Here is a 13,547-nt window from a genome sequence, read left to right as displayed (position 1 = left end):
ACATGTCCGTGCATACCATGGAAACCCTGGCGCTGTTCGACAGCGCGCCCTATCAGAACGCCTTCAGCGCCCGGGTGATTGCGGTCAGCGAACACGGAATCGCGCTGGAGCACACCTTGTTCTACCCCACCGGTGGCGGCCAACCAGGCGACACCGGGCACTTCACCTTGCCGGACGGCACCCGGGTGGAAGTGATCGGCACCGTGCGCGACCCGGCCTTGCGTTCGATTATCTGGCACCAGGTCGAGCAGCGGCCCGAACAGTTGACCGCCGGCGTGCAGGTGGATGCCGGCCTGGACTGGGAGCGGCGCTACCAGCACATGAAGATGCACACTTGCTTGCACCTGCTGTGCTCGCTTATCGATGCGCCAGTGACCGGATGCAGCATCAGCGCCGACAAAGGCCGCCTGGATTTCGACCTGCCGGAAATGACCCTCGACAAAGACACCCTCACCCGCGACCTCAATGCCCTGATCGAACAGGCGCACCCGGTCAACACCCTGTCGATGCCCGCGTCGGAATACAGCACTTTATTGCAGATCACCCGTACCCAGGCCGTCGCACCGCCGGTGATGCAGGGCTCGGTGCGAGTTATTGAAATTGCCGGTATCGATATCCAGCCTTGCGGCGGCACCCATGTGCTCAACACCGAGGAAATTGGGCGGGTGTTCTGCGAGAAGATCGAGAAGAAGAGCAAGCACAACCGCCGGGTGATTTTGCGGTTCGAATGAAACGCCCCATAGGTGGCGGTCAATAGAGGGGTGGATAGACCTCCTCTCTATCGACCTGATTGTTGCCTTAAGATTTTGCTGCTTTGGCTTTTAGGAGATTAGTGAGCTCCTCTACTTGCCGCTGCAGATGTTCGAGCACCTTGCCGTACTGAACGGACATCTGTTCTATACGGGCACGAAGTTGCTGGTTTTCACGCAGGTAATCATTGACGCCGGGATTCTCGGACGGTGTGTCGTTGGCTGCCTGAGTGGACGGAGCTGCGTTATTCGTGTCTGGCGTATCATCGACCGCGGAAGGATCCGAGGGGGTCGTGCCCCGAGCGTCCGAGCCTTGAGGAGCAACCTGATTGGATGGAGCCCCGCCCTCGTGCAGCCTCTCAGCCAACGCTTGTATTTGCTCTTGAAACTTCGTGACGATCGCTTCGAATTGAGTTTGCATGCGCACAACCGCTTCCTTCAGTTGCTTATTTTCGAGCGTCAGCTGCTGAAAACTCTGCGGCGTCTGTTGCTCTGACACCGGTGGGTTTTCTGACCGGGCTGCTACTTCAGACGGTGCGCTGCTCCCGGAACCGCTACTAGCGTCTGGCGTCGATGGCGAACCTTCTTGTACAGGCGCCCCGCTTTTGCCGAATTGTTCCTGGAGATTATTCAGTTGCTGGCTAAGTTTGATAATTTGCGGCGAGAACTCAGTCCTCATTTGTTCTAGCTTTGCACGCAGTTCTTGGTTTTCTTTAGACAGCTGCGGCAGTGCGGCGGGATCAGCTTGTGTGGCCGCTGCAGTCGAGTTGACGATGCCACGATGTGCAGAAAACTGCCCGCGTTGTTGCGGCGACATCGAATGCCGGGGTGACGCTGAAGGGGAATGGCTGCTTGGCGATTCCTGCACTTCGGCATTGCCCTCATTCCGATCGGACGATGGCTTAGGAGGCATTTCGTAGTTTGCGTGATAAGGCGCGTACTGTTGAGTGTTTACACTGGTCATGAGGCATCTCTCAGGTTCAAGAAGTTATACAAGACGGCCCGGTGGCGGGCCGTCTGACTACCTGATTGGCAGCTACCTGAAAACGGTTCCTCATAAGTAGGAAACATGACTCTCAAAGAGCGTCTTCGCTATGCCTCGAAAGTCACCGTCAGATCACCCACGCGTCCACAAACCGGTTCACCGGCGTCGCCTCAAGCCGTGCCTGGTCGTTACACAACGCAAAAATTTCGGCACTGCGCTGCGCGCTGAACCGCGTGGTTAGGTTGGCCTTGAACTTGTCTTCCAGCAACAGAATGCCCTGTACCCGACGGCGACGATGACCAATCGGATACTCCACCACTACCTCTTCGGTGCAGCTGCCATCGGTGAAGAACACCTGCACCGCATTGGCAATCGAACGCTTGTCGGCCTCCAGGTATTCGCGGCTATAGCGCGGGTCTTCGACGATGACCATCTTGTCGCGCAGCTCGTCGATGATCGGGTGCGCAGCGTGGAACGCATCTTCGTAGTGCTCGGCCACCAGGTTGCCAAACGCCAAGGGCACGGCGGTCATGTATTGCAAGCAGTGATCGCGGTCGGCGGCGTTGGCCAGTGGGCCGACCTTGGAAATGATGCGAATCGCCGACTCGTGGGTGGTGATCACGATGCGTTCGATCTCGTGCAGGCGGTTCTTGACCTGCGGATGTAACGTCACCGCCGCTTCGCAAGCGGTCTGCGCGTGAAACTCGGCGGGGAAGCTGATCTTGAACAGCACGTTTTCCATCACGTAAGTGCCATAAGGCTGACTCAGGCTGAACGCCCGCTTGTCTTCGGGCTTGAGGGCCAAGTCCTGGTTGGTGTGGCTGAACAGCACGTCATAGAAGCCCCATTGCGGCGCGCTCAACACCCCGGGGATGCCCATTTCGCCGCGCAGCGCGATGTCCGCCAGGCGCACGCCGCGGCTGGAAGCATCCCCCGCCGCCCAGGATTTGCGCGAACCGGCATTCGGCGCATGGCGATAAGTGCGCAGTGCCTGCCCATCGACAAACCCGTGGGACAGCGCCGACAGCAACTGCTCGCGATTGGCCCCCATCAGTTTGGCGCTGACGGCGGTGGAGGCGATTTTCACCAGCAGCACATGGTCGAGGCCGACACGGTTGAACGAATTTTCCAGGGCAATTACGCCCTGGATTTCATGGGCCATGATCATCGCTTCCAGCACCGCACGTACCGTCAGCGGCGCATCGCCATTGGCCACGCGTTTTTGCGACAGGTGATCGGCCACGGCGAGGATGGCGCCCAGGTTATCCGAGGGGTGGCCCCATTCGGCGGCCAGCCAGGTGTCGTTGTAGTCGAGCCAGCGCACGCTGCAGCCGATGTCCCAGGCCGCCTTGACCGGGTCCAGTCGATAGGAAGTACCCGGCACCCGCGCGCCGAACGGCACCACCGTACCTTCCACCATCGGCCCCAGATGCTTGGTGCATTCCGGAAAACGCAAGGCCAGCAGGCCGCAGCCGAGGGTGTCCATCAGGCAGTAGCGTGCGGTGTCCAGCGCGGTTTGCGACTCGATGCGGTAGGTGAGGACGTAATCGGCGATGTCCTGCAAGACCTGGTCATAGTCAGGACGATTATTCTGGTCGACATTGGCGCTCATGGCAGTTCTCCACAGTGGGTTAGGGGTTGCTCCGTCCTCAGGGTCAGGGTTGATCGCTTCGCAGGTCTGAGTGCCTGCTTATGGCTGTGGGAGGGGCTTGCCGCCTCCCACAGAGGATGGGTGCCGGGCTTAGAAAGCGTCGCCGGGGATGCGTACGAAACCTTCCATCAACACCCGCGCACTGCGGCTCATGATGGCTTTCTTCACCACCCATTCACCGTTCACTTGAGTGGCCTCGGCGCCAACGCGCAAGGTGCCGGACGGATGCCCGAAACGCACGGCGTTGCGCTCGACACCCCCGGCCGCCAGGTTGACCAGCGTCCCGGAGATTGCCGCCGCAGTGCCGATCGCTACCGCCGCGGTGCCCATCATGGCGTGGTGCAACTTGCCCATGGACAGGGCGCGCACCAGCAAATCCACATCGCCGGCCTTGATCGCCTTGCCGCTGGACGCCACGTAATCGGCGGGTTTGGCCACAAACGCGACCTTCGGCGTGTGCTGACGCTGGGCGGCTTCGTCCAGATGCTTGATCAAGCCCATACGCAAAGCGCCATGGGCGCGCACGGTCTCGAACATCGCCAGGGCCTTGGGGTCGCTGTTGATCGCGCCTTGCAGTTCGGTGCCGGTGTAGCCGAGGTCTTCGGCGTTGATAAAAATCGTCGGGATACCGGCGTTGATCAGCGTGGCCTTGAACGTGCCCACACCCGGCACCTCCAGCTCGTCCACCAGGTTGCCGGTGGGGAACATCGAGCCGCCGCCGCCCTCTTCTTCCGCCGCCGGGTCCATGAATTCCAACTGCACTTCGGCGGCCGGGAAGGTCACGCCGTCCAACTCGAAGTCGCCGGTTTCCTGGACCGCGCCGTCGGTGATCGGCACATGGGCAATGATGGTTTTGCCGATATTGGCCTGCCAGATGCGCACCACGGCCACGCCATCTCGCGGCACGCGGGCCGGGTCCACCAGGCCGGCGCTGATGGCGAACGAGCCCACCGCCGCCGACAGATTGCCGCAGTTACCGCTCCAGTCCACGAATGGCTTGTCGATGGAGACCTGACCGAACAGATAGTCCACGTCGTGCTCGGGGCGAGTGCTTTTGGCCAGGATCACGGTTTTGCTGGTGCTCGACGTGGCGCCGCCCATGCCGTCGATCTGTTTGTCATAGGGGTCGGGGCTGCCGATCACCCGCAGCAACAAGGCGTCGCGCGCGGCCCCCGGCACCTGCGCCGACGCGGGCAGGTCCTGGAGGCTGAAAAAAACGCCCTTGCTGGTGCCGCCACGCATATAGGTGGCGGGGATTTTGATTTGCGGTGCGTGTGCCATGTTCATCCTCTTCAGGCGGTGGCCGCCGATTCCAGGAAGTCCTGGGCAAAACGCTGCAACACGCCGCCCGCCTCGTAGATCGACACTTCTTCGGCGGTGTCCAGGCGGCAGGTCACCGGCACTTCGACACGTTCGCCATTCTTGCGATTGATCACCAGGGTCAATTGCGCGCGCGGGGTGCGGGCGCCGACCACGTCATAGGTTTCGCTGCCGTCGATCTGCAAGGTATGGCGGTTGGTGCCCGGCAGGAACTCCAGCGGCAACACGCCCATGCCCACCAGGTTGGTGCGGTGAATACGCTCGAAGCCTTCGGCGGCAATCGCTTCCACACCGGCCAGACGCACGCCCTTGGCCGCCCAGTCACGGGACGAGCCCTGACCGTAATCGGCGCCGGCGATGATGATCAACGGCTGCTTGCGCTCCATGTAGGTTTCGATGGCTTCCCACATCCGCGTGACCTTGCCTTCCGGTTCGATGCGCGCCAGGGAGCCCTGCTTGACCTTGCCGTTCTCGACGACCATTTCGTTGAACAGTTTCGGGTTGGCGAAAGTGGCGCGCTGCGCGGTCAGGTGGTCGCCACGGTGCGTGGCGTAGGAGTTGAAGTCCACTTCCGGCAAGCCCATTTTCGCCAGGTACTCACCGGCGGCGCTGTCGAGCATGATCGCGTTGGAAGGCGAAAGGTGATCAGTGGTGATGTTGTCCGGCAGCACCGCCAGCGGGCGCATGCCCTTGAGCGGCCGCGCCCCGGCCAGCGCGCCCTCCCAGTACGGCGGACGGCGGATATAGGTACTTTGCGGGCGCCAGTCGTACAGCGGCGCGACTTTCGGGCCGGTGTCCTCGTGCACCGCGAACATCGGGATATACACGGCGCGGAACTGCTCCGGCTTGACCGACGCCTGAACCACCGCGTCGATTTCCTCATCGCTTGGCCAGATGTCCTGCAGGCGGATTTCCTTGCCATGGGCGTCGTGGCCGAGCACGTCCTTTTCGATATCGAAACGGATGGTGCCAGCAATCGCGTAGGCCACTACCAACGGCGGCGACGCGAGAAACGCCTGCTTGGCGTACGGGTGAATACGCCCATCGAAGTTGCGGTTGCCCGACAGCACGGCGGTGGCGTACAGGTCGCGGTCGATGATTTCCTGCTGGATCACCGGGTCCAGCGCGCCGGACATGCCATTGCAGGTAGTGCAGGCAAACGCCACCACGCCAAAACCGAGTTTTTCCAGTTCATGGCCCAGGCCGGCTTCTTCCAAGTACATGGCCACGGTTTTCGAACCCGGTGCCAGGGACGATTTGACCCACGGCTTGCGTGTCAGCCCCAGTTTGTTGGCATTGCGCGCCAACAAGCCGGCGGCGATCACGTTGCGCGGGTTGCTGGTGTTGGTGCAACTGGTGATGGCGGCAATGATCACGGCGCCGTCGGGCATTTGACCGGTCACTTCGTCCCATTGGCCGCTGATGCCTTTGGAGGCTAGGTCGCGGGTGGCGACGCGAGCGTGGGGGTTGCTCGGGCCGGCCATATTGCGCACCACGCTGGAGAGGTCGAAGGTCAGGCCGCGCTCGTATTGCGCGCCCTTGAGATCGTCGGCCCACAACCCGGTGTGACGCGCGTACTGCTCGACCAGCGCGACCTGTTGGTCTTCACGCCCGGTGAGTTTGAGGTAAGCGATGGTCTGTTGATCGATGTAGAACATCGCCGCGGTGGCGCCGTACTCCGGAGCCATGTTGGAGATGGTCGCGCGGTCGCCGAGGGTCAGTTTGGACGCGCCCTCACCGAAAAATTCCAGCCAGGCGCCAACCACTTTCTGTTGGCGCAGGAACTCGGTCAATGCCAGCACCATATCGGTGGCGGTGATGCCCGGTTGCAGCTTGCCAGTCAGCTCCACGCCCACGCTTTCCGGCAGGCGCATCCATGAGGCGCGGCCGAGCATCACGCTCTCGGCTTCCAGGCCGCCGACGCCGATGGCGATCACGCCCAGGGCATCCACATGGGGGGTATGGCTGTCGGTGCCGACGCAGGTATCGGGGAACGCCACCCCGTCGCGCACCTGGATCACCGGAGACATTTTCTCCAAGTTGATCTGGTGCATGATGCCGTTGCCCGGTGGGATCACGTCGACGTTCTTGAACGCCTTCTTGGTCCACTCGATAAAGTGGAAACGGTCTTCGTTGCGACGGTCTTCGATGGCGCGGTTTTTCTCAAAAGCCTGCGGATCGGCACCGCCCGCTTCGACGGCCAGGGAGTGGTCGACGATCAACTGCGTCGGCACCACCGGATTGACCTGCGCCGGGTCGCCGCCTTGTTGGGCGATGGCATCGCGCAGGCCGGCGAGGTCCACCAGGGCGGTCTGACCGAGGATGTCATGGCACACAACACGTGCCGGGAACCACGGAAAGTCCAGGTCGCGCTTGCGCTCGATCAGTTGGCTCAGGGAGGCGTTGAGGGTGGCGGGGTCGCAGCGACGCACCAGGTTCTCGGCAAGCACACGAGAGGTATAAGGCAGCGTGGCATAGGCACCGGGACGAATGGCATCGACCGCCGCACGGGCATCGAAGTAATCCAGGCGACTGCCAGGGAGCGGTTTGCGAAATTCAGTGTTCATCGGTCAGGACTCGGTCACGGTGATTGCAAAAGGAAGACCTGCGCCGATCCAAAATTGAAATGCGACTTCAATGTGGAAGGGACTTGCCCCTCCCACACTGGGTCCGGTTTCTACTTCGAGATCGTCGGTGTTCCCATTCAGCGACGTTCGATTGGCACGAACTTGCGCTGCTCGACGCCGATGTACTCGGCGCTCGGACGGATGATGCGGTTGTTGGCACGTTGTTCGAACACATGGGCGGCCCAGCCGGTCAGGCGCGAGCACACGAAGATCGGCGTGAACAGCTTGGTCGGGATGCCCATGAAGTGGTATGCCGAGGCATGGTAGAAGTCGGCGTTGGGGAACAGTTTCTTCTGCTCCCACATAGTCTTGTCGATGGCTTCGGACACCGGGAACAGCACGGTGTCGCCCACTTCATCGGCGAGTTTCTTCGCCCAGCCCTTGATCACTTCGTTACGCGGGTCGCTGTCTTTGTAGATCGCGTGGCCGAACCCCATGATCTTGTCTTTGCGCGCCAGCATGCCAAGGGTGCCTTCCACCGCTTCTTCGGCCGAGGCGAAGCGCTCGATCATTTCCATCGCCGCTTCGTTGGCGCCGCCGTGCAGCGGGCCGCGTAGGGAACCGATGGCGGCGGTGACGCAGGAATACAGGTCGGACAGGGTCGAGGCACAGACCCGCGCGGTAAAGGTCGAGGCGTTGAATTCATGCTCGGCGTAGAGGATCAACGACACGTTCATCACTTTGACGTGCAACTCGCTCGGCGTCTTGCCGTGCAGCAGGTGCAGGAAGTGGCCGCCGATGCTCGGCTCGTCGCTCACGCAGTCGATGCGCTGGCCGTCGTGGCTGAAGCGGTACCAGTAGCACATGATCGCCGGGAAGGCAGCGAGCAGGCGGTCGGTGACATCGCGCTGGGCGCTGAAGTCTTTTTCCGGCTCGATATTGCCCAGGAACGAGCAACCGGTGCGCATCACATCCATCGGATGGGCGTCGGCGGGTATGCGTTCGAGCACTTCTTTGAGCGCCTGAGGCAGGTCGCGCAATTTGCTCAGCTTGGCACTGTAGGCCGCCAATTCGGTTTTGCTCGGCAGCTCGCCGTACAGCAGCAGGTAGGCGACCTCTTCGAATTGCGCGTCGGCGGCCAGTTCACGCACGTCGTAGCCGCGATAGGTCAAGCCGGCACCGGCCTGGCCCACGGTGGACAGTGCAGTCTGCCCGGCCACCTGACCACGCAGGCCGGCGCCACTCAATACTTTTGCTTCAGCCATGGTTCTTCTCCAATTTTGTAGTTATCTGGGAGGCGCTGCGCTTATTTCTTGGCGGCGAACAGCGCGTCGAGCTTCTGCTCGAAGGTGTGGTAGTCGATGCGATCGTAAAGCTCCATGCGGGTTTGCATGGTATCGATCACATTCTGTTGGGTGCCGTCGCGACGGATCGCGGTGTACACGTTTTCGGCGGCCTTGTTCATGGCACGGAAGGCCGAGAGCGGGTACAGCACCAGGGAAACATCCGCAGATTTCAACTGTTCGGTGGTGTACAGCGGGGTCGCGCCGAATTCGGTGATATTGGCCAGGATCGGCGCTTTCACCCGCGCGGCGAACAGTTTGTACATCTCAAGCTCGGTGATTGCTTCCGGGAACACCATATCAGCGCCGGCTTCGATGCACGCTGCGGCACGCTCCAGAGCGGACTCCAGGCCCTCGACGGCCAAGGCATCGGTGCGCGCCATGATCACGAAGCTGTCATCGGTGCGCGCATCCACGGCAGCCTTGATGCGGTCGACCATTTCCTGCTGGGACACGATTTCTTTGTTTGGACGATGGCCGCAGCGCTTGGCCCCAACCTGGTCTTCGATATGGATGGCGGCCGCGCCGAACTTGATCATCGACTTGACGGTGCGCGCCACGTTGAACGCCGAGGAGCCGAAACCGGTGTCCACGTCCACCAGCAGCGGCAGGTCGCACACGTCGGTGATGCGGCGCACGTCGGTCAGCACGTCATCCAGGCCGGTGATGCCCAGGTCCGGCACGCCCAGGGAGCCGGCGGCCACCCCACCGCCCGAGAGGTAGATGGCCTTGAAACCGGCGCGCTTGGCCAGCAGCGCATGGTTGGCGTTGATCGTGCCGACCACCTGCAAGGGGTGCTCACTGGCCACCGCATCACGGAAACGCTGGCCTGGCGTGCTGTTATTGTTGGAACTCATGACTCACCTCGCTGAGTGGCTGTCTGGGTGGCGCCGTCGGGGAAATGACGGGCGATATTGCGCTTGGAGGCGCCGATATGCCGGCGCATCAATAATTCGGCCAGTTCGCCGTCGCGGTCGGCAATCGCATCCAGAATGCGATGGTGCTCGGCAAACGCCTGGCGTGGACGGTTGGGCGTGGCGGAAAACTGGATGCGGTACATGCGCACCAATTGGTACAGCTCGCCGCAGAGCATCTGGGTCAGGGTACGGTTGCCCGCGCCTTGAATGATGCGGTAATGGAAATCGAAGTCGCCTTCCTGCTGGTAATAGCCGACACCGGCCTGGAACGCCGCATCCCGCTCATGGGTATGCAGCACCTGGCGCAACTCTTCGATCTCGGCGTCGGTCATGCGCTCGGCGGCCAGGCGGCAGGCCATGCCTTCCAGGGATTCGCGGATTTCGTACAGCTCGATCAGCTCGGCATGGCTGAGCGAAACCACTCGCGCGCCTACATGGGGCACCCGCACCAGCAGGCGCTGGCCTTCCAGGCGATGGATCGCTTCACGTAGCGGGCCGCGGCTGATGCCATAGGTGCGCGCCAGTTCCGGCTCGGAGATCTTGCTGCCGGGGGCGATCTCACCTTTGACGATGGCGGCCTGGATACGCCGAAAGACGTTCTCCGACATTGTTTGGGAGTCGTCCGACGCCACCGTCGGAAGCTCTGCTTGAACCCGCATATTGTCAACACCTTTAAAACCAGTGCGGCAAAAACTAGCCAATAGGCCGCAGCTAGTCAAAGAATAAATGCACATTGTCGACAATCGTCTAATAACCTCCCTGCGATTGCGCACAACATGGCCGGCTGCCAGCGCTGGCGTCAGAAAAGCATCATGCTAGAATGCCCGCCGCCTTTGCCTGACGTCTTTTGATGAAAGGGCGTACCAGAGATTGCGCAGTCATGCCAGTCGCCATGAATGAACATCGCACTGCACTGCCTCAGGATCTATGACACTCAAGCCCCTCCCCCTATTGTTTTGCCTGCTGGCCATCCCAAGCCTTGGCGCTGCCGCCGAGAAGACTGTGTATGGCCTCAACGAATACGCCCAACTGGCCGGCATCGACCTGGAAGTCGCCGCCAAACTGGACACCGGCGCCAAGACCGCCTCCCTCAGCGCCCGCGATATCAAACGCTTCAAGCGCAACGGTGAGTCTTGGGTGCGCTTCTACCTGGCGATCGACACCGCCCACTCCCACCCCATCGAACGCCCCCTGGCCCGGGTCAGCAAAATCAAGCGCCGCGCCGGTGACTACGACCCCGATGAGGACAAGAACTACACCGCCCGCCCGGTGATTGCCCTGGATATCTGCATGGGCACTGCTTTACGCAGCATCGAAGTGAACTTGACTGACCGCAGCGCTTTCCAATACCCGCTGCTGATCGGCTCCGAAGCACTCAAACGCTTTGATGCGCTGGTCGATCCCAGTCTTAAATATGCAGCAGGCAAACCCGCCTGCGCCGCCGACGCTCATACCGCCGAGTAACCCGAATGCGCTCTCTGACCCTGCACCTGAAAATCCTCATCACCCTTTTGGTGGTGCTGGGCATTTCGGTCACCGCCTACCAAATCTTCGTGCTGGGCATCCCCGTGACCGAAGACGCCACGGACGACCTGTGGAACATCGACGCCAAGGTAGAGTTCGTGGCCAGCCCCAAGGACCCGGTCAAGATCCAGATGTTCGTGCCGCCCCTGAGCCGCGACTTCGTCAGCCTCAACGAGAGTTTCATCTCCAATAACTACGGGGTCAGCGTCAACCGCATCGACGGCAACCGCAAGGTCACCTGGTCGGCGCGCCGGGCCAAGGGCAACCAGACCCTCTACTACCGTTTGGTGCTGACCAAGCGTTACAGCGGCGAAAAAACCAAGATCAAAGGCCCGACCTTCCGTGACAGCATCGCCGTGGAAGGCCCGGAGAAAATCGCCGCCGAAGCCCTGCTGGCGCCGATCCGCCAGCACTCGGCCGACGTCGAGACCTTTATCACCGAAGCCATCAAGCGCACCAACAACCTCAACGACGACAATGTGAAACTGCTGCTGGCAGGCGACCCGTCCACGCCGCACAAGGCCAAGATCGTCGAACTGCTGCTGTCCATCGCCCATGTGCCGGTGGAAAAGGTCCATACCATCCGCCTGGTCGCCGACCAGCCGCAAACCCCGGAACTGTGGCTGCGCAGCTTCAACGGCAACGACTGGCTGTACTTCAACCCGGAAACCGGCGAACAGGGCCTGCCCGCCGACCGCCTGCTGTGGTGGACCGGCGATGAAAACCTGATCACCGTCGATGGCGGCAAGAAAGCCATGGTCACCTTCAGCCTCAACAACAGCGAAATGAACGCCATTCGCCTGGCCAAGCTGACCGACGAGAACACCGACGCCAATTTCCTCGAATACTCGCTGTACGGCCTGCCGCTGCAGACCCAGCAGACCTTTATGATCATGGTGATGATCCCGATCGGCGTGCTGGTGATCCTGATCCTGCGCAACCTGATCGGCCTGCAGACCCTGGGCACCTTCACCCCGGTGCTGATCGCCCTGGCGTTCCGCGAAACACAGCTGGGCTTCGGGATTGTGCTGTTCACCATCATCACGGCGCTGGGGCTGTCCCTGCGTTCGTACCTGGAACACTTGAAACTGCAGATGTTGCCGCGCTTGTCGGTGGTGCTGACGTTCGTGGTGGTGTTGATCGCTGCGATCAGTCTGTTCAGCCACAAGCTGGGCCTGGAGCGCGGCTTGTCGGTGGCGCTGTTCCCGATGGTGATCCTGACCATGACCATTGAGCGTCTGTCGATTACCTGGGAAGAACGCGGCGCCAGCCATGCGATGAAAGTGGCGATCGGTACGCTGTTTGCCGCATCCCTTGCGCACATCATCATGAGCGTGCCGGAGCTGATCTACTTCGTATTTACCTTCCCGGCGATCCTGCTGATCCTGGTGGGCTTCATGCTGGCCATGGGTCGTTATCGCGGCTACCGCCTGACCGAGCTGGTGCGGTTCAAGGCCTTCCTCAAGGCTGACTCGTAATGTTCGGCTTCTGGAAGACCTGGAAGGCCCTGGAGGCGCGGGGGATCATGGGCATCAACCGGCGTAACGCCGACTACGTGCTCAAGTACAACAAGCGCAGCCTGTACCCCATCGTGGATGACAAGATCATCACCAAGGAACGGGCGCTGGCGGCCGGCATTCATGTGCCTGAAATGTACGGGGTGATCTCCACCGAGAAGGAAATCGACAAGCTCGACGAGATCATCGGCGGGCGCAGCGATTTTGTAATCAAGCCGGCCCAGGGCGCCGGTGGTGACGGCATCCTGGTGGTGGCCGACCGCTTTGAAGGGCGCTACCGCACGGTGTCCGGCAAGATCATCAGCCACGAGGAAATCGAACATCAGATTTCCAGCATTCTTACCGGCCTGTACTCCCTGGGCGGCCACCGCGACCGCGCGCTGATCGAATACCGCGTGGTGCCCGACCAGATCTTCAAAAGCATCAGCTATGAAGGCGTGCCGGATATCCGCATCATCGTGCTGATGGGTTACCCGGTAATGGCCATGCTACGGCTGCCGACCCGGCAGTCCGGCGGCAAGGCCAACCTGCACCAGGGCGCAATCGGCGTGGGCGTCGATCTCGCCACCGGCCTGACCCTGCGTGGCACCTGGCTGAACAACATCATCACCAAACACCCGGACACCACCAACGCGGTGGATGGCGTGCAACTGCCCAACTGGGACGGCTTCATGAAGCTCGCAGCGGGCTGCTACGAACTGTGTGGGCTGGGCTATATCGGTGTCGACATGGTGCTCGACCAGGAGAAAGGCCCGCTGATTCTGGAGCTGAACGCGCGGCCGGGGCTGAACATCCAGATCGCCAACGACTGCGGCCTGACCTTGCGCACCCATGCGGTAGAAGCGCGCCTGGAAGAACTCAAGGCTGCCGGCGTGACAGAAACCGTGGAAGAGCGGGTGAAGTTCGTGCAGGCAATGTTCGGGCATATTCCCCCGGTGGAAGGCTGATCCGAACGCTCCATCTGTCTATCCCCG

At 61.4% G+C, this 13,547-nt stretch carries 11 protein-coding genes; 4 read left to right on the top strand and 7 right to left on the bottom strand.

The window, feature by feature from the left end; genetic code table 11:
• Positions 1-2 precede the first annotated feature (2 nt).
• A complete protein-coding gene (locus K1567_RS23845; RefSeq protein ID WP_034099727.1) occupies positions 3-731 on the top strand; it encodes an alanyl-tRNA editing protein in 729 nt (242 codons plus the stop codon).
• Between the two features lie 67 nt (positions 732-798).
• Here K1567_RS23845 and K1567_RS23840 read toward each other — a convergent pair whose 3' ends face one another.
• From K1567_RS23840 to K1567_RS23810, 7 genes are all read right to left on the bottom strand, one after another.
• Positions 799-1,713 carry a hypothetical protein gene (locus K1567_RS23840; protein ID WP_220698931.1) on the bottom strand — a complete coding sequence of 305 codons (915 nt, stop codon included), beginning with the start codon at positions 1,711-1,713 and terminating at the stop codon, positions 799-801.
• Positions 1,714-1,861: 148 nt separating this feature from the next.
• Positions 1,862-3,346, bottom strand: coding sequence for a 2-methylcitrate dehydratase (gene prpD, locus K1567_RS23835; RefSeq protein ID WP_220698930.1), 1,485 nt, complete (start codon positions 3,344-3,346; stop codon positions 1,862-1,864).
• Between the two features lie 129 nt (positions 3,347-3,475).
• The gene (gene prpF, locus K1567_RS23830; RefSeq protein ID WP_034099868.1) at positions 3,476-4,666 is read right to left on the bottom strand and encodes a 2-methylaconitate cis-trans isomerase PrpF; all 1,191 of its coding nucleotides are present in this window, start codon (positions 4,664-4,666) and stop codon (positions 3,476-3,478) included.
• An 11-nt stretch (positions 4,667-4,677) separates the two neighbouring features.
• Positions 4,678-7,272 carry a Fe/S-dependent 2-methylisocitrate dehydratase AcnD gene (gene acnD / locus K1567_RS23825; protein ID WP_220698929.1) on the bottom strand — a complete coding sequence of 865 codons (2,595 nt, stop codon included), beginning with the start codon at positions 7,270-7,272 and terminating at the stop codon, positions 4,678-4,680.
• A 137-nt stretch (positions 7,273-7,409) separates the two neighbouring features.
• Positions 7,410-8,537 carry a 2-methylcitrate synthase gene (prpC, locus tag K1567_RS23820; RefSeq protein ID WP_034099731.1) on the bottom strand — a complete coding sequence of 376 codons (1,128 nt, stop codon included), beginning with the start codon at positions 8,535-8,537 and terminating at the stop codon, positions 7,410-7,412.
• Between the two features lie 41 nt (positions 8,538-8,578).
• Positions 8,579-9,472 (bottom strand): methylisocitrate lyase, encoded by an 894-nt coding sequence (gene prpB / locus K1567_RS23815; protein ID WP_034099732.1) that lies wholly within the window; start codon positions 9,470-9,472, stop codon positions 8,579-8,581.
• Entirely contained in the window at positions 9,469-10,191 is a 723-nt protein-coding gene (locus K1567_RS23810; RefSeq protein ID WP_034099733.1) for a GntR family transcriptional regulator, read from the bottom strand. The genes prpB and K1567_RS23810 overlap by 4 nt, the downstream gene beginning before the upstream one ends.
• A gap of 268 nt (positions 10,192-10,459) precedes the next feature.
• On the opposite strand from K1567_RS23810, the gene K1567_RS23805 reads away from it, so the two are divergent.
• From K1567_RS23805 to K1567_RS23795, 3 genes are read left to right on the top strand one after another with little or no spacing between them, the layout of a single operon-like run.
• Positions 10,460-10,996 carry an ATP-dependent zinc protease gene (locus K1567_RS23805; protein ID WP_034099734.1) on the top strand — a complete coding sequence of 179 codons (537 nt, stop codon included), beginning with the start codon at positions 10,460-10,462 and terminating at the stop codon, positions 10,994-10,996.
• Between the two features lie 5 nt (positions 10,997-11,001).
• Entirely contained in the window at positions 11,002-12,534 is a 1,533-nt protein-coding gene (locus K1567_RS23800) for an inactive transglutaminase family protein (protein WP_034099735.1), read from the top strand.
• A complete protein-coding gene (locus tag K1567_RS23795; RefSeq protein WP_034099736.1) occupies positions 12,534-13,520 on the top strand; it encodes an alpha-L-glutamate ligase-like protein in 987 nt (328 codons plus the stop codon). Before K1567_RS23800 ends, K1567_RS23795 begins: the two co-directional genes overlap by 1 nt.
• Positions 13,521-13,547 lie beyond the last annotated feature (27 nt).

The sequence above is a fragment of the Pseudomonas sp. S5F11 genome (assembly GCF_019641515.1).
Taxonomy (GTDB): Bacteria; Pseudomonadota; Gammaproteobacteria; order Pseudomonadales; family Pseudomonadaceae; genus Aquipseudomonas; species Aquipseudomonas rhodesiae.
Note: the sequence above shows the minus strand (reverse complement) of the source record. Positions and strands in the feature narration are given on the sequence as shown.